The sequence below is a fragment of the Deinococcus rubellus genome (genome assembly GCF_025244745.1).
Taxonomy (GTDB): Bacteria; Deinococcota; Deinococci; order Deinococcales; family Deinococcaceae; genus Deinococcus; species Deinococcus rubellus.
In genome coordinates this window covers 450,138-472,287 of the sequence record NZ_CP104213.1, presented here as the reverse complement: position 1 = coordinate 472,287, position 22,150 = coordinate 450,138, and the positions used below count along the sequence as shown (strand labels likewise).

At 63.8% G+C, this 22,150-nt stretch carries 19 protein-coding genes; 10 read left to right on the top strand and 9 right to left on the bottom strand.

What is annotated here, in order from left to right:
* Positions 1-191: 191 nt before the first annotated feature.
* Both N0D28_RS02430 and N0D28_RS02425 read right to left on the bottom strand, forming a co-directional pair.
* Positions 192-728, bottom strand: a complete 537-nt coding sequence (locus tag N0D28_RS02430) for a GyrI-like domain-containing protein (protein WP_260560814.1) — start codon at positions 726-728, stop codon at positions 192-194.
* 90 nt (positions 729-818) lie between these two features.
* Positions 819-1,439, bottom strand: a complete 621-nt coding sequence (locus tag N0D28_RS02425; RefSeq protein ID WP_260560813.1) for a DUF7079 family protein — start codon at positions 1,437-1,439, stop codon at positions 819-821.
* Between the two features lie 41 nt (positions 1,440-1,480).
* On the opposite strand from N0D28_RS02425, the gene N0D28_RS02420 reads away from it, so the two are divergent.
* The 4 genes from N0D28_RS02420 (at position 1,481) to N0D28_RS02405 (ending at position 6,223) form a co-directional block, all read left to right on the top strand.
* Positions 1,481-2,422 carry a nucleoside hydrolase gene (locus N0D28_RS02420; protein WP_260560812.1) on the top strand — a complete coding sequence of 314 codons (942 nt, stop codon included), beginning with the start codon at positions 1,481-1,483 and terminating at the stop codon, positions 2,420-2,422.
* A gap of 76 nt (positions 2,423-2,498) precedes the next feature.
* Positions 2,499-4,400: a circularly permuted type 2 ATP-grasp protein gene (locus N0D28_RS02415; RefSeq protein ID WP_260560811.1), complete on the top strand. Its 1,902-nt coding sequence runs from the start codon at positions 2,499-2,501 to the stop codon at positions 4,398-4,400.
* Positions 4,400-5,335: an alpha-E domain-containing protein gene (locus N0D28_RS02410; RefSeq protein ID WP_260560810.1), complete on the top strand. Its 936-nt coding sequence runs from the start codon at positions 4,400-4,402 to the stop codon at positions 5,333-5,335. Before N0D28_RS02415 ends, N0D28_RS02410 begins: the two co-directional genes overlap by 1 nt.
* 54 nt (positions 5,336-5,389) lie before the next feature.
* Positions 5,390-6,223, top strand: coding sequence for a transglutaminase family protein (locus N0D28_RS02405; protein ID WP_260560809.1), 834 nt, complete (start codon positions 5,390-5,392; stop codon positions 6,221-6,223).
* Between the two features lie 63 nt (positions 6,224-6,286).
* Here N0D28_RS02405 and N0D28_RS02400 read toward each other — a convergent pair whose 3' ends face one another.
* Positions 6,287-6,886: a YIP1 family protein gene (locus N0D28_RS02400; RefSeq protein ID WP_260560808.1), complete on the bottom strand. Its 600-nt coding sequence runs from the start codon at positions 6,884-6,886 to the stop codon at positions 6,287-6,289.
* 134 nt (positions 6,887-7,020) lie between these two features.
* Here N0D28_RS02400 and uvrB point away from each other — a divergent pair, with 134 nt between their 5' ends.
* Complete coding sequence (uvrB, locus tag N0D28_RS02395; protein ID WP_260560807.1) at positions 7,021-9,036, top strand: excinuclease ABC subunit UvrB; 2,016 nt, start codon at positions 7,021-7,023, stop codon at positions 9,034-9,036.
* A gap of 435 nt (positions 9,037-9,471) precedes the next feature.
* Complete coding sequence (locus tag N0D28_RS02390) at positions 9,472-10,665, top strand: DNA cytosine methyltransferase (protein ID WP_260560806.1); 1,194 nt, start codon at positions 9,472-9,474, stop codon at positions 10,663-10,665.
* Here the strand turns inward: N0D28_RS02390 and N0D28_RS02385 are convergent.
* Positions 10,565-11,026, bottom strand: coding sequence for a hypothetical protein (locus N0D28_RS02385; RefSeq protein WP_260560805.1), 462 nt, complete (start codon positions 11,024-11,026; stop codon positions 10,565-10,567). The genes N0D28_RS02390 and N0D28_RS02385 overlap by 101 nt on opposite strands.
* A 163-nt stretch (positions 11,027-11,189) precedes the next feature.
* On the opposite strand from N0D28_RS02385, the gene tnpC reads away from it, so the two are divergent.
* Positions 11,190-12,539: an IS66 family transposase gene (tnpC, locus tag N0D28_RS02380; RefSeq protein ID WP_260561822.1), complete on the top strand. Its 1,350-nt coding sequence runs from the start codon at positions 11,190-11,192 to the stop codon at positions 12,537-12,539.
* A gap of 95 nt (positions 12,540-12,634) precedes the next feature.
* On the opposite strand, the gene dnaE is transcribed toward tnpC, so the two are convergent.
* Positions 12,635-16,648, bottom strand: a complete 4,014-nt coding sequence (dnaE, locus tag N0D28_RS02375; RefSeq protein WP_260560804.1) for a DNA polymerase III subunit alpha — start codon at positions 16,646-16,648, stop codon at positions 12,635-12,637.
* Between the two features lie 155 nt (positions 16,649-16,803).
* Between dnaE and N0D28_RS02370 the strand changes: the two genes are divergently transcribed.
* On the top strand, positions 16,804-17,787 hold the full coding sequence (locus N0D28_RS02370; protein ID WP_260560803.1) for an aldo/keto reductase: 984 nt from the start codon (positions 16,804-16,806) through the stop codon (positions 17,785-17,787).
* Between the two features lie 98 nt (positions 17,788-17,885).
* Here N0D28_RS02370 and N0D28_RS02365 read toward each other — a convergent pair whose 3' ends face one another.
* From N0D28_RS02365 to N0D28_RS02355, 3 genes are all read right to left on the bottom strand, one after another.
* On the bottom strand, positions 17,886-18,155 hold the full coding sequence (locus N0D28_RS02365; RefSeq protein ID WP_260560802.1) for a hypothetical protein: 270 nt from the start codon (positions 18,153-18,155) through the stop codon (positions 17,886-17,888).
* A gap of 225 nt (positions 18,156-18,380) precedes the next feature.
* Positions 18,381-18,695 (bottom strand): NUDIX domain-containing protein, encoded by a 315-nt coding sequence (locus N0D28_RS02360; RefSeq protein ID WP_260560801.1) that lies wholly within the window; start codon positions 18,693-18,695, stop codon positions 18,381-18,383.
* Positions 18,696-18,711: 16 nt separating this feature from the next.
* Positions 18,712-19,602, bottom strand: a complete 891-nt coding sequence (locus tag N0D28_RS02355) for a P1 family peptidase (RefSeq protein ID WP_260560800.1) — start codon at positions 19,600-19,602, stop codon at positions 18,712-18,714.
* Between the two features lie 173 nt (positions 19,603-19,775).
* On the opposite strand from N0D28_RS02355, the gene N0D28_RS02350 reads away from it, so the two are divergent.
* Positions 19,776-20,720, top strand: coding sequence for a dienelactone hydrolase family protein (locus N0D28_RS02350; RefSeq protein WP_260560799.1), 945 nt, complete (start codon positions 19,776-19,778; stop codon positions 20,718-20,720).
* 22 nt (positions 20,721-20,742) lie between these two features.
* Here the strand turns inward: N0D28_RS02350 and N0D28_RS02345 are convergent, their stop codons facing one another.
* Complete coding sequence (locus N0D28_RS02345; protein ID WP_260560798.1) at positions 20,743-21,363, bottom strand: DUF1684 domain-containing protein; 621 nt, start codon at positions 21,361-21,363, stop codon at positions 20,743-20,745.
* 29 nt (positions 21,364-21,392) lie between these two features.
* Here N0D28_RS02345 and N0D28_RS02340 point away from each other — a divergent pair, with 29 nt between their 5' ends.
* On the top strand, positions 21,393-22,103 hold the full coding sequence (locus N0D28_RS02340) for a dienelactone hydrolase family protein (protein ID WP_260560797.1): 711 nt from the start codon (positions 21,393-21,395) through the stop codon (positions 22,101-22,103).
* Positions 22,104-22,150 lie beyond the last annotated feature (47 nt).

Genomic DNA, 22,150 nt, shown 5'->3' with positions numbered 1-22,150 from the left:
CCCAGCGCCAGCGCCAGCCCAGCGTGCCCCAGGCCCTCATGAACCAGGCTGCCGAGCAAGTCCACCAGCAGCGAGACGACCCATCGTGTTCGGTCGGGCAGAAGGGCGCATGGAGGTCTCCTTGAATCAGGTAGATGGGGTTGGCAGTTTCTCGACCCAAGTATGCCCCTCACCGCTTGCTCCACCTTCACTTAGGGAAACAGCCGCCCGCGCGTCTCGGGCCGCAGCTTGTTCATCCACTTCATCGGTAGGGCCAGCTCGCCCACGACCTCATCTTCGCCACGTGTGTTCCAGACGCCGTAATCCACCTGACGTAGCGGCCCCAGCACGTCGCCATTGGCCTGTGCCGCTTGCTCCACCCCGAGCCGCGCTCGATTAAACAGGGTCGAATCCTGAAATTCCCTCTTGGTGAGTGGCAGATACGCTTCGCGGTGGTCGGGGTCGAGGCGATTAGTCAGCCCCTCCGGCACGCTGAGGTCGCCCTGGTACGGCACGCAGACTTCCACCGGGCCGTCGCTGTCCTCGGTCACGGGGCGGTGGTAAATGACGGCCACCGGGCCGAGTTGCTCCAGACCCTGATCGGTCAGCACTTGCGGGAGGGCCAGGCTGGCTCCGCCGACGAAGTTCTCCAGGTGTGCCGGGCGCAGGCGGTTGACAGCGCAGAGCATCATCTGGGCCGGAACGAAGCGAAATTGCACCGAGGTCACAGCAGGCGTGGAAGCAGTCATGCCTCATGGTAAGCGGAAGGTGCAACACAGCAGTGCGTCAGGCATTGGAGCGGCACGAACTGATCAGCACCCGCGCCGAACTTGCCGCACTCATCCGGGGGAGCGGGTCAGCAGCTCATCTACCGCCTGCTCAGCTGCCGCTACGCTCTCGTGGCACAGGAGCAGCGGGCGAAGGGCAGGTTCCAGGGCCGTCCAGGAAGCCGCCAGGGTCGCCCGACTCGCTGAAAGGAGGTCGGGGTGCGGCAGCTCCGGCCAGAAATAAGCGCGGGCCAGCCAGTGCCACACCTGGGCCTGCCGGCTTCTCTCAGCGGCAGGAAGCACCAGCAGCCGCGCCCGCAGCAGCATGACCACCTGAAACCAAGGCTGCATCTCGTTGCCCCAGACCCGCACAAAAAGCTTCGAGAATGACCAGCGCTCCAGCCGGTGCCGGATGGCCCGCCGCCGCATGATCCGGTCTTCCAGCCAGTCGAGGTCAAAGTAGGCCCACTCCCCGGCCACCAGCGTCAGGTTGAAGTGCAGCGCGGGGGTAATTTCCTCTCGCCAGATTTCATCCAGCGCGACTTCATCCAGGCCCGATTCCACGAGCGTGCGGGCGATCAGCGGCAGACTGGGGCGGGTGTCGGTGTCCAGAAATAGTTCTCCCAGGGCGTCCCAGACGGGGCGGTGCACAGCGAGTTCGGCAGGAGTGAGAGGCAGGAAAGGGGTAGACATCGGCCTGGCTTTAGTCTGGCGCAGCGTGCCATCCTTTCGCCATGCCCACTCCCGCGCCCCGCCCGGTTATCCTCGACGGCGACCCCGGCCACGACGACGCCGTGAACATTCTGCTGGCCTGCTCCAGCCCCGAGCTGGAGGTACTGGGCGTGACCACCACTTACGGCAACGTGGGCCTGGAGCGGACCACCTACAACGCGCGGGTGGTCCGCGAACTGATCGGGGCCAGCTTTCCCATCTACCCCGGTGCAGACCGCCCACTGGTCGTCCCACGCCTGAGTGCCGAGGCGGTTCACGGAGAAAGTGGCCTGGACGGCCCCGATCTGCCGACGCCCACGCGGGAAGCCGAGAGTCTGCACGCTGCCCAGTTCATCATCAACTCGGTGCGCGCTCGGCCCAATAAAATTACCCTGCTACCCACCGGCCCGCTGACCAATCTGGCGCTGGCCTTTCGCCTCGCGCCCGACATCGTACCCCGGGTCCGCGAGGTGGTCTGGATGGGCGGCAGCCTGGACACCGGCAACTGGACGCCCAGCGCCGAGTTCAACGCCCTGTGCGATCCGCACGCCGCCCGGATCGTCTTTGAGAGCGGTGTGAAACTCACCATGTTCGGCCTCAACGCCACCCACCAAGCGATTGCCAATCCGGCGCGGGTGGCAGCCTTCCGGCAACTGGGCACGCGGGTGGGCGAGTTTACCGCCGTGCTGCTGGAATTCTTCGCCGAGCACCACCGCGAACGCTACGGCTGGGACGGCGGGGCACTGCACGACCCCATGACAGCGGCCTACCTGAGTGCCCCGGAGCTGTTCGGGGTGCAGCCTATGTGGGTGGACATCGACACCACCGAAGGCCCCAGCGCGGGCCGGACGGTGTGCGACGTGTGGAAGGTCACCGGCCAGCCGCCGAACGCGGACGTGGCCCTGACGGTGGACGCCGACGGCTTTTTCGCGCTGCTCACCGAGCGCCTGGGCCGCTACCCATGACTTGAGGTTGTTTGCATGAACCCTCACGCCCAGGCCCCGTTCCGCTATCCTGAGCGCACGTCTGGGGAGGAAAAGCATGCAGAACTACCAGCAGGGCGAGCAGTTCTTTGACGAGATGTTTACCCCACACGGCGATGTCCGGCCCCACTACCAGGGTGTGCAGGCCTATCTGGAGCGGCTCGGTGTGCCGGAGTTCGAGCGGCGGCGCTCACTCCTCGATCTGGCCTTTCGCAACCAGGGCATCACCTTCACTGTCTACGGCGACAGCGCCGGAACCGAGCGCACCTTTCCCTTCGACCCGGTGCCGCGCATCATTCCGGCGGGCGAGTGGGCCACCCTGGAAACGGGCCTGACCCAGCGCGTCAAGGCGCTCAATGCCTTCCTACGCGACATCTACAGCGACGCCCAGATTCTCAAGGACGGCGTGATTCCCAGCGAACTGGTCTACACCTCGTCGCACTTCCGGCGCGAAGTTCACGGTCTCAAAGTGCCGCTGGGCGTCTACACCCACATCGTCGGCAGCGACCTGATCCGCGACGAGCAGGGCAACTATCTGGTGCTGGAAGACAACCTCAGATCGCCCAGCGGCGTCAGTTACCTGCTGGCCAACCGCGCTGCCATGACCCGCATCTATCCGGGCATGTTCGATTCGCAGGGCGTGCGCACAGTGCAGCACTACCCCACCGAACTGCTCAAGGTGCTGAGTTCGCTCAGCCCGCGCGCGCCCGAGGCCACCGTGGTGCTGCTGACGCCCGGCATGTACAACAGCGCTTACTTCGAGCACGCTTACCTCGCCCAGCAGATGGGTGTGGAACTCGTCGAGGGCCGTGATCTGTTCGTCGACAATGGCCGGGTCTGGATGCGGACCACTGCCGGGCGCACCCAGGTGGACGTGATCTACCGCCGCGTGGACGACGAATTTCTCGATCCACTGACCTTCCGGCGCGACTCGGCGCTGGGCGTGCCGGGACTGGTGGAGGTCGCCCGCCAGGGCAGGGTCGCCATCGCCAACGCCATCGGTGCAGGGGTGGCCGACGACAAGGCGGTTTACGCCTATGTGCCGCAAATGATCGAGTATTACCTCAACGAAAAGCCGATTCTGGGCAACGTGCCGACCTTTCTCGGCTGGAACCCCGACCATCTGGCGCACATGCTCGAAAACGCCAGTGAGATGGTCATCAAGGCAGTGGGTGAGGCAGGCGGCTACGGCATGCTGATCGGCCCGGCGTCGACCAAGCAGGAAGTCGCGGACTTTCTGGTGCAGGTGCGCGAGAACCCCCGCAACTACATCGGGCAGCCGGTGATCGGATTGTCTCGCCACCCTACCTTCTATCCCGACTCCGGCGACTTCGAGGCGGCCCACGTCGATCTGCGGCCCTACATTCTGGTGGGCCGGGAAGTCAGCATCATCCCCGGCGGCCTGACGCGGGTGGCCCTCAAGCGCGGATCGCTGGTGGTCAATTCGTCGCAGGGCGGCGGCTCCAAGGACACCTGGGTGCTCGACCACGACGGCCCGGTGCCCAGCCAGATTCAGAGCCAGTTTCAGGGCGCACCGCTGCAAGGCGGACTGGTGCCGCCCGGTCAGCCACACGCCGTGTCGGGACCGGCCCAGCGGCACCTGCAAAACATGTCGCCGGGGCAGGGCCAATCCCAGGGCCAGTCTCAAAGTCAGTCTCAGTCGGGCAGCGGCTCACAGTCGCAGAGTCAGTCGCAAGTCCGCCCGCCCCAGGATCAGGAGGAGCCGCCCATCGGCCACGCCGAGCCGCCCGCTACCGACAACGACCATGCCGCCCACCGCTTCGTGCCGGGGGCCGAACTGCCCGAGCAACTCGCCGAGCAGCGGGAACACGAAGTGCCAGACGAGGGTACCAGTGAAGCGGCTTCTGGCCCGCCTGAAGCTGAGCCGCCCGATTCCAGTCCACCCGATCCGAGTGTAGTGCCGGGGATCGAACAGCCCGATCCCCAGGGAGACGTGTAATGCTTTCTCGCCTCGCCGAATCGCTGTACTGGATTGGCCGCTATGTGGAGCGCGCCGAGAACACCGCCCGACTGCTGAACGTCAACTACTACGCCACCCTGGAAGCGGGCGGGCGGGTCAGCGAGGAGTGGTTGCCGCTGCTGGAAATCTCCGGCACCAAGGGCGGCTTCTCCGAACAGTATGGCCGCGCCGACGCCCACAGCGTGGCCGCCTGGCTGGCCTTTGACCGCCGCAATGCGTCGAGTATCGCCTCAAGCCTCGCGCGTGCCCGTGAGAACGCGCGAGGCCTGCGCGACCGAATTCCCAGTGAGATGTGGGAAGAACTCAACCGCGCTTACCTTGATCTGTGCTTTCAGAGCGCCGACGTGCTGGCCCGCGACGGGCTGTTCGAGTACTGCTCGGCGGCCCGCGACGCCTCGCAGATGTTCTTCGGTATCGCCTTCGCCACCCTGCCGCGCGACGAGGGCTGGTCGTTCATGCGAACCGGACAGATGCTGGAGCGCGGCGACAATCTGCTGCGGCTCCTTCAGGTGCGCTACAGCGTCCGCAGTCCCAGCACCCCGGCCCAGGCTGCCGTGGACGACCACCGCTGGATGGCGGTCCTGAAAACCGTCTCGGCCTATGAAGCGTTTCGCAAGAGCGAGCACGGCGGCTTAGAGCCGCGCGCCATCGCCCGCTTCCTGCTGCTCAATCCTTACTTCCCGCGCAGCGTCCGCTACAGCGGCGAGAACCTCCACGACGCCCTGGTGCAGATCGAGCGCATTCACCCCAATGCCCATCCCACATTGCTGCGCGAGGCCAGGTGGCTGATGGCCCGGCTCGAACACGCCAGCGTGGACGACATCCTGGACGGGCAGTCACCCAGCCTGGACACTCTGCTGGGCGACTTCAACGCCATCGGCTCGGCCATCTACGCCGCTTACTTCACGGTGTAGTCGCCAGGCCCCGCTGTACGCGCCCGCTTTTTCCCGTATCCTCACCGGAGAGTTATGCGCGCCGATATTCGTCACGTCACCGAGTACTCCTACAAAGAACCCGCCTGGGATTCTTTCAACGAGGTGCGCCTGCATCCCGAGGCCAGTGCCCGTCAGCAGCTCAAAAGTTTTCATCTGCTGGTCGAGCCGGAAGCCAGCAGCGTGACCTCGCACCGCGATTACTTCGGGTCGCTGGTCCACCACGTTCACGTTCACGAGCGCCACAGGGTGCTGCGGATCGAGGCCCAGGCGCTGGTCATCACCAAACCCCTGACGCCGCCGCCCCCCGTGCCGCTGAGTGCTCTGGACGATCTGCGCGGCGAGGTCACCGAATTCCTGATTCCCAGTCCACGGGTGCCCCGGGGCGAGTGGCCGGAGGTGTTCGGGGTCACCCGGCCCGGCTCCAACGACGACCTCTCGGCCTTCCTGGGTAACCTGACGCACCAGCTCTTCAGCCAGTTCACCTACAAACCGGGGGCCACCAGCGTCCGCACCACCATTCAGGAGTTCGCACAGGAGCAGCGCGGCGTCTGCCAGGATTTCACCCACGCCATGCTGGGCATCTGCCGCACCCTGGGCATTCCGGCGCGCTACGTCAGCGGCTACCTGTATTCCGGCGGCGAGATGGTCGGCGCAGACGCCACCCACGCCTGGCTCGAAGCGCTGATTCCCGGCGTGGGCTGGACCGGATTTGATCCCACCAACGACGTGCTGGCGGGTGAAAAACACATCAAGATCGGGCACGGGCGCGACTACCCCGATGTGTCGCCCGTGCGCGGCACCTTCTACGGCGGCGGCCAGGGCAGTCTGGATGTGGAGGTGCGGGTTTACGGTGAGCAGCCGCAGTAGGGGAGAGGAATCAAAAAAAGCCGCCGCCCAGCGCACCGGGCGGCGGACAAGTGCCGAGCTGGATCAGGTGCCGCTGAGCACAGCCCCGGCGATGAACACGCTCGCCAGCAGCCCGCCGACGATGGCATAGACCAGAAAGTAGGCCAGACCCGAGAGCACCAGCAGCGCGATGCCCTCGCCGTTGGTACGGATGTTCATGCTCGACTGCACTGCCAGAAAGCCGAAGTAGATAATCGCCAGCGAGATCAGGACGTTGGCCAGCCAGCCGAGAATCGGAATGATGCCGATGACGGTGCCCAGGATGCTCAGCGGCACGTAGAAGAGGGCAAAGGTGTAAGCGACCTCGGCGTAGGTGCCGGTGCCCTTGAAGAGCGACTTGCCGATGGCATAGACCGCGCCAGTAAACACTGCGAAGCCCAGCGGCACCAGAATCAGGCGGGTCAGGAGCTGGCCGAAAAAGGTGACCTCGCGGTGAAACGGCGCAAAAATGGCGGCGATCACCGCCGACACCACCGCCGCAACCAGTACGTACAGGTAAGCCGACTGCACGCCCCCACGCCACTCGAACTTCTCGAAGGTGGCGACGCTCGGCTGGCTCAGGACCGCCGTACTCTGACTGAACATGGTCTGGATACTGGGGTTGAGCTGAGGGGACTTTTGCATACTCTCAATTATGAACATGGCCGGGTCAAAGTTGCGTCAAACCCTTGGGCAAAGCTTGAGCGTTGTCAAATGGCTTGAGGCTCAATTGTCCCTACTGCTTCTGTCATGGCCGTAATGTGGCGTAGACTGGAGGGATGCTCAGGGTCCAGTCGGAGTACACGCCCGCCGGCGATCAGCCGACCGCCATTCGCAGCCTCGTGGACGGCCTGGAGAGTGGCCTGCGGTATCAGACGCTGCTCGGCGCGACCGGCACCGGCAAGACCTACTCGGTGGCCCAAGTCATTGAGCAGACCGGACGCCCGGCGCTGATCATGGCCCCCAACAAGGTGCTCACTGCCCAGCTCGCCGCCGAGTTCCGCGAGTTTTTCCCGACGGCCGCCGTCGAGTTTTTTATCTCGTATTACGATTACTACCAGCCGGAAGCCTACGTGCCGGGCAAGGATCTGTTCATCGAGAAGGACGCGGCCATCAATCAGGAAATCGAGCGGCTGCGGCACTCGGCCACCCGCAGCCTGCTGACCCGGCGCGACACCATCGTGGTGGCCTCGGTGAGCTGCATTTACGGGTTGGGCGATCCGGCCGAGTACCGGGCGCTGAACATCATTCTCAAGGTGGGCGAGAAGATGGACCGCGACGAACTGCTCAGCCGGCTGGTGACCATGCAGTACGAGCGCAACGACATCGAACTGTCGGCCGGAAAATTTCGGGCCAAGGGTGAGATCATCGAAATCTGGCCCAGCTACGACGAGCAGCCGCTGAGAATTCAGCTGTGGGGCGACGACATCGAGCGCATTCAGATCGTTCACCATGTAACCGGCGACAAGCTCGGCGACCTCGACGCCACCGTCGTGTATCCGGCCAAGCACTACGTCGCCAGCGCCAGCAACGTCGAGCGGGCCATCGTGACCATTCAGCAGGAACTCGACGAGCGGCTGGAATACTTCAACTCGGTGGGCAAGCTGCTCGAAGCCCAGCGCCTCAAAGAGCGCACCTTGTACGACCTGGAGATGATGAAGGTGCTGGGCTACTGCTCTGGCATCGAGAACTACTCGCGCCACGTGGACGGTCGGCGGCCCGGCGAGACGCCCTACACCATGCTGGACTACTTCCCCGACGACTTCGTGACCTTCATCGACGAGTCGCATGTGACGGTGCCGCAGATCGGCGGCATGGCCAACGGTGATAGGGCCCGCAAGCAGACGCTGGTGGACTACGGCTTTCGGCTGCCCTCGGCCATCGACAACCGCCCGCTCAACTTTCAGGAGTTTTCGGGCAAGACCGGGCAAACGGTGTTCGTCTCGGCCACCCCCGGCCCCTACGAGCGCAAGGTCAGCGACAGCGTGGCCGACCAGATTATCCGGCCCACCGGCTTGGTCGATCCGCCGGTCACGGTGCGCCCGATTCAGGGCCAGATCGAGGATCTGCTGGGCCTCATCCGTGAGCGTGCCGAGAAAAAAGAGCGGGTGCTGATTACCACCCTGACCAAGCGGATGTCGGAAGACCTCACCGAATACCTGCTGGAACGCGGCGTGCGTGCCCGCTACATGCACTCGGACATCGACTCGGTGGAGCGCCAGGTGATTATCCGCGACTTAAGGCTGGGCCACTACGACGTGCTGATCGGCATCAATTTGCTGCGCGAGGGGCTGGACCTGCCCGAGGTTTCGCTGGTCGCCATTCTGGACGCCGACAAGCCGGGCTTTCTCAGGAGTGACCGGGCACTGATTCAGACGATTGGCCGCGCGGCGCGCAATGTCAATGGCGAAGTGATCCTGTACGGCGACAACGTCACGCCCGCCATGCAGACGGCGATGGACGAAACCTCCCGCCGCCGCGAGAAGCAGACCGCCTACAACATCGAGCACGGCATCACGCCGACCACCATCGTCAAGGGCGTGCGCAACGTCATTCGCGGCGAGGAAGTGGCCGAGTTGCCCGCTTCGGGCGACCTCAGCAGCGACAAGGCCACCCTGACCATGCAGCTCACCGACCTCGAACTCGACATGTGGCAGGCGTCCGAGGACCTCGACTTCGAGCGGGCCGCCAGCCTGCGTGACCAGATTCGAAGCATTGAGGCCAAATTGCAGGGCAAGAACTTCGAGCAGCCCACCGTGCCGGGGCAGAAGGTGAGGAAGCGTGGGCGGCGCTGAGCAAGGCTGAGAAGGTTCGGCGTCAGTAGGCAAAGTTGGTGAAATCTGCCTACTGACGCCGAACACCTTGAGCATCTAGACGGGTAACTGAAGTGTGCATCAGTACTGGAACTACTTCTCGACTTCAGCCACTTCTGCTGCCTTCTCTAACAGCCACGCTGCGCTGAGTTGCTGAGGCGAAACTCCTTCCTGCACAGCTCGCCGCTCTATCTCAGCCCAGACCTCACGCGGAATGCTCAGCGATACACGTACTGCCGCACCCAACTTGCGGCCCGCGCCGCGACGTTGCCCACCCCAGCCGCGCTCAGAAGTCACACAGACATTCAAGAGAATCACGGCGCAAAGGTCAAGGTCAGTTCAATAGGCCTCGCTAACTTGATTTATATAAAATAATCAAGTAGCGTGCAGTCATGGACAGTAACTCGGAAACTCCCAATGTCCGGGGACAATGCTCTTACAATCAAGGCGTGGACTCCCGTGCGTTTCGTTGAACTCTTCGCCGGAATCGGCCTGTTTCGCCTGGGTCTGGAGTACGTCGGGCCAAGCTGGCAATGCATTATGGCAAATGACAACTCGGAGATGAAAACCCGTGCCTACCGGCTCAATTTCGTCACGGCACACCTGATTGAAGATGATGTGGCCCACACCAGCGCCGCTGACATTCCGCCGGATACCGAACTCATTACGGCTTCCTTTCCCTGTCAGGATGTGAGTCTGGCAGGCAACCGGGTGGGCCTGAGCGGAGCGCGGACGGGCAACTTTTACCAGTTCACCCGCATTCTTGAGGAACTGGTGCAGGCTGGACGCCCCCCGGCCCAGGTGCTGCTTGAGAATGTGACCGGACTGCTCTCCAGTCACAACGGGGCCGACATTCGCAGCGTACTGGAAGCGCTGAGTGCACTCGGTTACGGGTTGGATATTCTGCTACTGGACGCTGTCCATTGGCTACCGCAATCGCGCCCGCGAATTTTCATTGTAGGCCGTTACGGTCAGGGTGAGCACTTTGTCCCCTTCACCTTGTCACTACACCCCGCAAGGCCTACACCGATTGAGCGGGTGATTCATGCCAACGCCGATCTCAACTGGTCATTTCTGGAACTGCCCGCACTGCCAATGCGCCGCCAGCAACTTGCCGACTTGGTTTCCACCGATGTTGACGGCGGCTTCAAGGGCACTGAACTTGAGCGTGAACTGAGCTACATCCGGGGCGCTTCGCTGACACGACTTCAAAAGGCACAGCAGGCCAGCGCCGAGGATGGACAGGCACGCCATCTGGCAGGCTACCGGCGAATGCGAAACAATCTGGTGTGCCTAGAATTACGCGACGATGGGCTGGCCGGATGCCTGCGTACCGCGACAGGCGGTAGTTCGAGGCAGCTGCTGGTGGAAGTGACACCGAATCAGACCAGCATCCGCTATATGACACCCCGCGAATACGCCCGCCTGATGGGGTTGCCGGAAACCTTTGCGTTGCCTACCAACACACGCGAAGCCCTTACCTGTCTAGGCGATGCGGTGGCGGTGCCCGTTATTCGCTGGCTGGGTCAAGTCCTTGAGGCACAAGCAGCGCCTCACCACGCGCACGCGCCTGAGCTTGCTCCTGCACTGTCGGCGGCACTGGCTGGGTGAGCTGGCCGTCTTCAAGACACAGCAGAATCTGGCCCTCACGCACCACCACACCATAAGGAATATTTTTGCGAAAACGCTGTCTACGATTGAGATTATTGGCGTCATAGTTACTCAGCAAGCCTTCGCGCCAGCTCTCAAAAAGCGGTTTCAGCGCAGCGCCAGACACAAGCCTTACGGTCACCGTGTTATCGTCATAGCTCACAAATACGTGGGCGATGGTGTGCTCGGCATCCAGTTTGGCAACGCCTGTGTTGAGGTGGTACTGATACTCAAAAGAACTGCCCACCCGTGCCGATTTAACCTCAGCGGCGGCGAGGTCATGGCCATATTTGGTTTCGGTGTTCTTGGACGATTTGAGCAAAATGGCTGTGAACAGTTCCCAGTCCTCCGAAGAACCAGGTCGGCCCTCACTGAAGCCATATGATTGACGAATTGTAACTACTCAGCGAGGTAGCTCAGTCTCCTTGCTACAGTTGGACATCTGCGAAGTTCCCTGTCCCAACTGTGAGCGCCTTGAGGCCCGGATTCGTGAACTCGAAGCGCAGGTGGCTCAGTTGCTCGGACGGCTCCGGGACCTCGAGGCCCGGTTGGCACAGGACAGCACGACGTCCAGTCAACCACCGAGCAAAGACAAGCCGTGGGTACCCAAGAGTGAGCGCCAGAAGACCGGCCGGTCTTCTGGCGCTCAACGTGGTCATGTCGGTAAGACCCTCAAGATGGCGGAGCACGTGGATGAGGTCGTCTCCTTACCGTTGACCGGATATTGCGCCTGTGGACACGCGTGGGAGAGCGTCAGTGCCCAAGGGCACGTAGCACGGCAGGTCATGGACCTGCCAGAGCTGCGTTTGCAGGTGACCGAGTACCGCGCGGACGTCAAGGTCTGCCCAGGGTGTCGGCACCGCCAGCACGCATCCTTCCCTGACGACGTTCCCGGCCGGGTTCAGTACGGGTCTCGGGTTCATGGGCTGGCGGTCTCCCTGAATGCGGCACACTTCATACCACTGGAACGCACCACGGAGATCCTCGAAGCGTTGTGTGGAGCGCATCCCAGTGAAGGCACCATTGTCCTGAACCTCCAATTGGCTGCTGACCGCCTCATCGACTTCGAGACACAGCTCAAAGCCGCGCTGCTCAATCAACCCGTCCTGCACGCCGATGAGACCGGCAGCAAGGTCAACGGCAAGCTGCAGTGGATGCATGTCGTGAGCTGCGCGCAGCTCACCCTGGATGGCCAGCATTCCCAGCGGGGCTTCGCCGCGCTGGAAGCCATGAATGTCCTGCCGCAGTTCAAGGGCATCCTGATGCACGACGCCTGGAGCACGTCTTTCAAGCTCTCCGCGAAACACGCACTCTGCGGGGCACACCTGCTGCGCGAACTGCGTGGCCTCGCCGAGCATCACGCTCAAGTATGGGCGGGAGAGCTGCGAGACGCGCTGCGCCTGGTGTACCACCAGCAGAAGGATGGGACGATCACTCCCGACCTCGTGATCGCCTTCGAACAGCAGTTCGATGCCCTGCTGGACGCTGGACTGAAGGCCAATCCTCCAGCACCTCCGGTCCCTGGGAGACGAGGCCGAACGAAACAGACACCAGGCCGCAACCTGGCCCTGAGGTGCCAGCAGCACCGCGAGGCGGTGCTGCGCTTCCTCCACGACGAAGGTGTGCCTTTTGACAACAATCAGGCCGAACGGGACATCAGGCCGTGGTGCGTTAAACGCAAGGTCTCTGGGGGCTTCCGATCCAAGGAGGGCGGCCAGCACTTCGCCCGTATCCGGAGTGACATCTCGACGCTCCACAAGCAGGGATTGAACGTCTGGCATGGCCTCGTCAGCGTGTTTCGCAGTGAAATCATTATGCCTAGTTTTTGCTGCTGAGTAGTTACGACGAATTGTTCTCTTGTGTTGATACGGCCTGGCGATGAATTCCTCATAAAACCAGAGGGCGAAAGGGAAATCCAAATCTAGTCCGCTCAAGCCTGCATCCCCTTCCCCGCCTGTCGGTTCGCCCAGGCGGGCGGCTTGGGCGCAAAGCGGCTGAGAATGGTGGCCTGATCGTAGGCCAGATACGACTTGCTCCAGGGAAAGGTCTTGTTGAGTTCCCGGATGGCGTCGCTGCTGCCCACCGGACGCTCAAGCTGGTACACCACGAACTGCTCGCCGCCTTCCATCCGCAGAAAGGTGGGCATGCTCCCGGCGTGTTCGTCCAGCACACTCTGAAACTCGCCCAGGGCGTCGGGACTGGTCTGCTCCAGATCAATGTCCACGTACATGACCTTAGGCACGTCGGTCAGTTGCTCGGCGGTGATGACTTCCTCGGCGACCACCCGCATGCCGCCCTCCTCGCTCTCGATCTCCACGATGACCAGGGCGGGCGTGTCGTTGATCAGCTTGTCCTGAATGCGCTCATAGGCGCGCGAGAAGCCGACCAGTTCGATGGTGGCGCTCTCGTCGGCCAGGTTGAAACGGGCCATCATGCCGCCGGACTTGGTGGGCTTTTTCACCACGTTCTCGATCATGCCGGCCAGCACCGCCTTGACCCGGGGGCCGCGCCCGCCCACGGCGGCCTTCTGCGGCTGGGCGGCGAACCAGTCTTCCAGCGCGGCGATGCGGACGGTGGCGGCCTCGCGTAGCCCCTCGTGCTGCTCTAAGGGGTGGCCGGAAATGTAGAGGCCCAGGGCTTCTTTCTCCAGGCTCAGCTTTTCCAGTTCGCCCAGCGGTGTCACATTCTGACGCGGCCTGGGTTCGGGGGCGGTTTCGGCCATCCCGAAGAGGGCGTCCATGCCCGAGTTGAGCATTGAGGCCGCACCCTGCGCCCAGGCCAGGGCGTCTTCTAGGCTCTCTAAGAGTTGTTTGCGCTCCCCGAAGGCGTCAAAGGCCCCCGACTTGATCAAGCTCTCTGAACCTTTACGGTTGCAGGTCTTGTGGTCGATGCGTGAGCAGAAATCGGCCAGCGACTTGAAGCGCCCGGCCCGCTCCCGCTCGTCCAGAATCTTGACTACCGCGTTCTCGCCCAGCCCCTTGATGGCGTACAGGCCGAAATAGATCTGCTCGCCGTGAACCCGGAAGTCCGCGCCGGATTGGTTGATGTCCGGCGGCAGCACTTCCACGCCCATCTTGCGGGCGTCGGAAGCGTACTCGGCGACCTTGTCCGAGTCGCGCCGCTCGACGGTGAGCAGGGCCGCCATGAACTCGACCGGGTAGTTGGCCTTGAGCCAGGCGGTCTGGTAGGTGATGACGCCGTAGGCCGCCGAGTGGCTCTTGTTGAACCCGTAGTTCGCAAACGAGTCCAGCAAATCGAAGAGCTTGTTGGCCTCTTCCTTGGGCACGCCCTTGCCGCCCGCACCTTCCACAAAGATCTGGCGCTGACGGGCCATTTCCGCCGTGTCTTTCTTGCCCATCGCCCGGCGCAGCAGATCGGCCCCGCCCAGGCTGAATCCGGCGACTTCCGAGGCGATCTGCATAATCTGTTCCTGGTACACCGGAATGCCGTAGGTTTCCGACAAGATTTTTTCGAGCCACTGCGCCGAGTTGGGAAAGCCGTCGCGCACATAGTCCACTGTATCCAGACCGTGATGGCGGCGCACATACGTCGGAATGTTTTCCATCGGGCCGGGGCGGTACAGCGCCGAGAGCGCGATGATATCGGCCAGGCGGCGCGGCTTGAGTCGGCGGGAAGCGTCGGCGATGCCCGCGCCTTCGAGCTGAAAGACGCCCTTGGTGTCGCCCCGGCTGAGCATCTCGAAGGTCTTCTCGTCGTCGAAGGGAATGGTGTCGAAATCGACGTCCTGGGTGCTGAAGACCGGCTGGGATTCGCGCAGAATCCGCTTGGCCTCATCCAGAAACGACAAAGTTCTCAGGCCCAGGAAGTCCATCTTGATCAGGCCAATGTCTTCCACCGCTTTCATGTCGTACTGGCAGACCATGCCAATGCCGGAAGTGTCACGCATCACCGGCACCAGATCGGTCAGCTTGTCCTTGCCGATGACCACGCCCGCCGCGTGAACCGAGGCGTGACGGGTCAGGCCTTCGAGTTGCTGGGCAAATTCGTAGGCTTCCAGCAGTTGCTTGTCTTCGGCCAGCAATTGCTGAATGTCCGGCACAGCGTCGCGGGCCTGCTCCAGCGAGAAGCTCTTGCCGAACTTGATGGGGATCAGCTTGCTGACCTTATCGACCTTGGCATATTCGAGTCCCATCACACGGGCCACGTCTTTGAGACAGGCCTTACTCGCCATCGTCCCGAAGGTGGCAATCTGGGCCACCTTATCTTCGCCGTACTTCTTCTGCACATAATCGATCACTTCGACGCGGCGGGCATCATTGAAATCAATGTCCAGATCTGGCATCGAGATGCGGTCGGGATTGAGGAAGCGCTCGAACAGCAGATCGAATTCCAGTGGATCGAGGTTGGTGATGCGGATGGCGTAACAGACGATCGAACCTGCCCCCGAGCCGCGCCCCGGCCCCACGCTGATGCCGTGATCCTTGGCCCAGTTGATGTAATCGGCCACGATCAGCAGGTAGTCGGGAAAACCCATGTTGTTGATGACGCTCAGCTCGTACTCGGCGCGGCGCAGCAGCACCAGCGCGTGCGTGTGGTGGGCGCGGCAGGTCTTCTCCGCCTCACTGCCAGGGTCGAGCTGAATGGCCGTGTCGCTGGCCTCGCCTTTGGAGCGCTGCCAGTCGGTGCAGGCGTAGTCGGGCAACGGGCCGGACTCCGCCGCCTGCTCCATCACCTCAAGCGCCGGGTAAGGCGTGTATTTCTCGCCCGCCACCTTGCCCCGCGCTTCCCACTCGCTGCCCATGAAGGCGACCAGGGTCAGCAGAGTTTCCAGATCGCAGCTCCGGGCATCGCAGCCCTCAGTGCGCGCCAGTACCCGCTCGCGCTCGCCCACTTCCAGCGCCGCCAGGCTCCGCACGGCGTACTCGCGCAGCAGCGCCTCCGTGACGTGGTGCGGGTAGCGCTTGAGGCTCCCGGCGTAGGTCTGCACGCGCAACTCCTCGGCCATGGTGCGGCCCTCAGGAATCGGCAGGGCGGGCATCTGATAGACCCGTTTCTTGCCTACCGGCAACTCCACGCTGCACAAATCAGCGATGTTGGCCGAGTTGTCAAAGATCTGCTCACCCCATTCGGCCACCGGCAGGGCCATCTGCATTTCTTCCAGTGTCTTGACATAAAACTCGTCGCAGGGAAACTTGAAGCGGTTCTCGTCGGCCATGACCGCCTTGGTCTGAATGGCGAGCAGCGTTTCGTGGGCAGTGGCGTCGGACTTCTTCACATAGTGGCCGTCGTTGGTCGCCACCATACCGATGCCGAGTTCGTCGGCCCAGGCTTTGAGAACCGGGTTGTTCTTCTTCTGTTCCGGCAGCCCGTGATCCTGAATCTCGATGTAATAATTCTCGCCGAACAGGTCCCGGTACCACAGCAAGCGCTGTTTGGCCTCGGCCTCGCGGCCCTGCATCAGCAGTTGCTGCACTTCCGAGCCGAGGCAGCCTGAGAAGGCGATCACGCCCTTCGAATGCTCCTCTAAAAGTTCGTGGTCGATGCGCGGCTTGTAATAGTACCCCTCAGTGTAGCCGCGAGAACTCAGGCGGCAGAGGTTCTGATAGCCCTCGAAGTCACGGGCCAGCAGGGTCAGGTGGAAGATGCCCTTCTCGCCGCTGACGCCGGGCTTGCGGTCGCGCCGGGTGCCGTGGCCGGGCACCACATACGCCTCGTAGCCGAGAATCGGCTTGACTTCGGCAGCCTGGGCGTAGTTGTAGAAATGCACCGCGCCGTGCATGTTGCCGTGATCGGTCATGGCACAGGCGGCCTGGGTACCGTCCGGCGTGACTTCCTTGACCCATTTCAGCAGGTCCTTGAGCTTGGCCGCGCCGTCGAGCAGCGAGTACTGGGTGTGTTGGTGCAGGTGAGCAAACCGCTTGGGCGCGCAGCAGGAGCCGTCGGGCAAGTGGATGTGCGGAGCAGTGGCGTCGGCGGCGGTCATGCGGCCAGTCTACGGCGGGGGCAGAATCGGGAGGGTGATGGCGGTGGTTGACGGCAGTGATGGACCGCTATGGTGAGCAGCAGGCATCGGGGAACATCCCTAAGCTAACCTTCACGACCTGCCCGCCGCCTCCAACACCGCGATATAACCCAACCATGCAATACCGCAACTTAGGCAAGACCGGCTACAACGTCTCCAGCATCAGCTTCGGGGCCTGGGCCATCGGCGGCACCTGGGGAGAAGTCAGTGAGGAGAGTGCCATGAGCGCCCTGCACCGCGCCCTCGATCTCGGCATCAACTTTTTTGACACCGCTGATGTGTACGGTGACGGGCACAGCGAACGCCTGATCGCCCGGTTGCGGCGAGAACGCCCGGAAGCCTTCTACGTGGCGACCAAAGCCGGACGCCGCCTCAGTCCGCACGTGGCGGGCGGCTACAACGCCCAGAACCTGCGCGGCTTCGTTGAGCGCAGCTTGCAGAACCTGGAGACGGACACCCTCGACCTGCTGCAACTCCACTGCCCACCGCCGGAAGTCTACGGGCGCGACGAAGTTTTCGGCGTGCTGGATAGTTTCGTGCAGGAAGGACTCCTGCGGGCCTACGGCGTCAGCGTGGAAACGGTGGACGAGGCGCTGACCGCCATCAAGCACCCCAACGTGGCCACCGTGCAGATCATCTTCAACGCCTTCCGGCTCAAGCCCGCCGAACAGTTCTTCGCCGCAGCGCGGGAAGCTGGTGTCGGCATTCTGGCCCGCGTGCCGCTGGCAAGCGGTCTGCTCACCGGAAAAATGACGGCCCAGAGCCATTTTGCTTCAGACGACCACCGCAGTTTCAACCGGCAGGGCGAGGCGTTCGACAAGGGCGAGACGTTCTCCGGCGTGGACTTTGAAACGGGCCTCAAGGCCGTCGAGGAACTGCGCCCGCTCGTTCCCGAAGGAATGACGCTGGCCGAATTCGCCCTTCGGTGGATTCTGATGTTCCCCGAAGTAAGCTGCGCCATTCCGGGAGCCAAAAACGCCGCCCAGGTGGAGGCCAACGCCCGCGCCGCCGAGCTCCCACCGCTGAGCGGGGACATGATGCAGGGTGTGGCACGCGTATACGACCACCTGATCCGGCCCCAGGTTCAGGACCTCTGGTAACCTTCCAGCAAAACTGAGCCCTCTCCGGTACGTCACCTGGGAGGGCTCAGTTTTGCTGTAGTCCGGTGTGGCGCGCCAGAACCATCCCAGCGCTCTGTTTAGCCGATCAGCCCGTCAGAGCGTTCGCCGTCGCCCTCGGCCAGCAGGCGGAACTGCATGGCCTTGTCGCGCAGGCCCATCTGGGCGTAGCACTCCGAGAGCTTGAGGGCGAAAAACCGCATGGCCTGAGCGTCCTCTCGGCGCTCGGCGGACTCCAGGCAGGTGCGGTAGTGCATCACCGCCAGGTGATACTGCGCGCCTTGCACGGCACTGGCCGCGCGGCAGTGAAACATTCTCAACGAAACGATATCGGTGGGCTGGCGGTTCATCTGCTCAGCAGTGTAGTTGAGCGCGTGAGGACTGAATGAAGCGTATTGAACGGTCAACGACACTCAGGTTTGATGAGAGCGGGGCATCTGGCCTTGGCACAGCAGCTCCAACGTCCGCCGGCTAACCGGACCAAGCCGCACTGGCAGAGCGTCCAGCGCAAAGAATTGCAGCTCCAGACCTTCCACGCCGTCTGCCACCGGCTGGCCCGACCAGTCCCGGCAGAGCTACACGGCGCTCACCTGGAAAAACCCGTCTCCGTTGGGAAGACGGACATATGTCACGGGGCCGCTGATCACCGCCAGAAGCTGCAACCCACCCGCCACGAGGCCAGTTTCCTCCAGCAACTCGCGGCGGGCCGTCTCTTCCAACTCCTCGCCCAGCTCAGCGATGCCGCCGGGAAGTTCCCAGAACCCGGTGTCACTGCGGCGCTGAAACACAATCTCCTGACCGCGCATAACCACCAGGCAACTGCCCGCCAGATTGACCGGGCGCAGGCCGATCAGGGCGCGCAGGTCACGGACATAATCAAGCCTACTCATCTCAGTATTTTGCACATCATTCCCGCTGTGACAGCACTGCGTCGGCCACTGCCAGGGCCACCGCGTCCTGCACCAGTGCGCCGAGCAGCAGCGGGTCGGCCTCGGGCAAGGCGGCGCTGCTGAGCACGAAGGCGCTGTCACCGTCCCAGTAGGTATGGCTGGGGCGAATCACGCGGGCCAGTGCGGTCTGGGCAGCGTCGGCCAGCCGCCGGGCGTCGTTCTTGCTGAGCGTGTGCTGGGTCACGACGGCGATGAGGGTGGTGTTCTCCAGGTCGTTGGGCGCAAAGGCCGCCGCGCCCGGCCCCACCCCCGGCCCGGCCAGTAGCTCGCCGCCGGGGCTGTACACGTCGCCAATTGGATTGACCACCGCCAGCACACCCACACTGACGCCGTGCCGTGACAGGTACACGCTGCCCAGGCCGCCCGCCGCCGTCTGCGCAGGGCCGAGATACTTCCCGATACTGGCCCCGGTTCCGGCCCCCACCCGGCCCCGGTTCACCGGCTCACTGCTGGCTGCCTGGGCCGCAAGGTAGCCCTGCGCCTCGCCGGGCCGCGCGTCTGGGTCACCCATGCCGAGATCGTAAATCACGGCGGCGGGCACAATGGGCACGCGGGCAAAGTGGGTCGGGTGGCCGATGCCCCGCTCTTCCAGCCAGCGCACCACGCCGCCCGCCGCTGAGAGTCCGAAGGCACTTCCGCCCGTCAATAACAGGCCGTGAACGCGCTCCACCTTCTTTTCTGGAGAGAGCAGCACACCCTCGCGGGTGGCCGGGCTGGGGCCGAGGAAGCTGGCCGAGGCCACCGCACCTTCCGGCGGCGGCAGAATCACGGTGCAGCCGGTCTGGCCTACAGGGTCGGTCCAGTGGCCCACGCGAAAACCGGGAACGGCGGTGAGGGTGGTGTTCATGCCGGGTATTGTCGTTGAAATGCCGGGAGCTTGACGTGAAGTCGGGGGCACGTTGCAGGTTAGAGGCGGAGGAAGATTTCATCTGGGTGTTACCGTCGCCTGTCCTACACACCCCGGTGCGGCTTTCGGCCAGAGTGGAGCCGAACACCCTTCACCCACAAGGAGAGCTGCCTATGCCCGATGACCGTCAGGACCTGTTTCGCTATGTCGTTGAGGAGTTCGCCGAGGATTACCGCGAGGGAGAAATGGAGCGCCGGGAGTTTTTGCGGCGCATGACGCTATTGGGCGGCGGAGCGATAGGCGCGCGCACCCTGCTGACCTCACTGGGCATCGCTGGCGTCAGCGCTGCCGAACTGGCCCAGGCCCAGGCCGCGCCGCCCCAGCCGGACCAGGCCAGCGGCGCGGGCATGGTGGACCCGCAGGACCCGTCCATCTCGGTGGGCCCGGTGACTTACCCGGCCAACGGCTTTACCAACCTGGCGTACCTGGCCCGGCCAGCGGGTGGCGGCGCGGCACCCGGCGTGCTGGTCATTCACGAGAACAAGGGCCTACAACCGCACATTCAGGACATTGCCCGCAGGCTGGCCAAGGCCGGGTACATCGCGATGGCCCCCGATCTGGTATCCAAGATCGGCGGCACGGCGCAGTACCTCGACACGGCCCGGGTGTCCAGTTATCTGGCCCAGACTTCCGGCGACGAGCACGTGACCAATCTGCTGGCCGCCCTTAAGGTGCTGGAAGCGCAGCCCGGCGTGCAGGGTGTCGGCGCGGTGGGCTTTTGCTTCGGCGGCGGGCTGACCTGGCGGCTGGCGACGGCTGCGCCCGAACTCAAGGCGACGGTGGCCTTCTACGGCCCCGCACCCGACCTCGCCAAAGTGCCGGACATCAAGGCAGCGGTGCTGGGCCTCTACGGCGCGCTTGACGCCCGCATTGACGCCGGGATTCCCGCGCTGGAAGCAGCCCTCAAGGCGGCCGGAACCACCTACGACCTCAAGATCTACGACGGCGCGAACCACGCTTTCAACAATGACACCGGCCCCAACTACGTGAAGGCCGCCGCCGACGCCGCCTGGGCACAGACGCTGGCCTGGTTTGGTCAGTACCTGAAACAAGCCTGAGTCGCCAGTTTGGCAGCTCCCCTCACAGCCGCTCGCCTGCCCGCACCTCGGCCCCCAGCATGTTCTGGGGCGGGGCCAGCGGGCAGCTCCACTGCGGGTCGTAAAAGCACGACGGGTGGTAGGCGAAGTTGAAATCCAGCACCAGCCGCCCGTCCTCCAGGCCACCGAGATCCGCGCCCTTCACGGTGTCGAGCAGGTAGCGCCCGCCGCCGTAGCTGGTCTGGCCGCTGCCCGCATCCCGAAACGGCACGAAGAGGCCGCCGCCGTACACGTCGATCCAGTACATGTCCAGCGTGCCGAGCGCCTGAATACCGTTATCGAGCTGGACACGGCCCACCCGTGAGAGCGGCATGTCGTGGCCCGCCGAGGTCCGCGCCACGAATCTCTCCGGCGGCAGATCGGTCTGGACGGCGGCGGTGAAAGCGTAGGCTGGGTCATACGGCCACACTGGCAGCGCCCTAAAGTCGGCCCGTGCTTCCGGCGTCAGCGGCGTCTGCGGGTGGTGGGCGAACAGCCTATTGCGAACCTGCTGCCAGTGGGCGTGGGCGGCCTGCGGCTCGGCGGCGTGCAGGCGGCGCACCTCGGCGTAGAGGGTCTGGAGTTGCCTGCGCCAGTCAAGCAAGGTCAGGAACGTTTCAGCCATAGGTCATGCTAAAGGCTGTACGCTCAGCCATGCCGACTGCGCCGCTGACTGGAGAAGTCATTTCGTTCGTTTCAGAAGACCGCACCCTGGAAGGCTACCTGGCGCGGCCTGCCGTGGCCACCGGCCCCCTGCCGGGCATGCTGGTCATCCACGAGATTTTCGGCCTCACCGACGAGATCAAGGCGGTGGCCGAGCGGATGGCCCAGGCGGGCTACGTGGCGCTGGCGGTGGACCTGTTCGCCAACCAGAATAAGGCCGTGTGCATGGCGCGGATGTTCGCCGGGGTGTTCGCGGACAGCCTGGACCACCAGGGCGCACGCGACACCCGCGCGGCCCTGGGCGTGCTCTCAGGGCTGCCAGGGGTAGACGCTGGGCGGCTGGGGGCCATCGGCTTTTGTCTGGGCGGCAGCCTGGCGATTGCCCTGGCCTGCACCGACGACCGGGTGCGGGCAGTGGCTCCGTACTACGGCTTCAACCCGCGCCCGCTGGAGGCTGTGCGCCGCGCCTGCCCGGTGGTGGGCAGCTACCCGGGACAGGACGTCACCGCCGGACAGGGCCGGGCGCTGAAAAGCGAACTCACGGCGGCAGGCATCGCCAACGACATCAAGGTGTATCCGGGCACCCGCCACTCCTTCGCCACCCCCGGCCCCAGTTTCGACGGCGTGGCGAGCGTGGACGCCTGGAACCGGGTAATGGAATTTTTCGATGAGCACGTGGTGGGCGCACCAGGCCCATCCTGAAAAGCAGAACGCGCCGCACCTGTTCGGGCGAGGCGCGATGTTCGGGC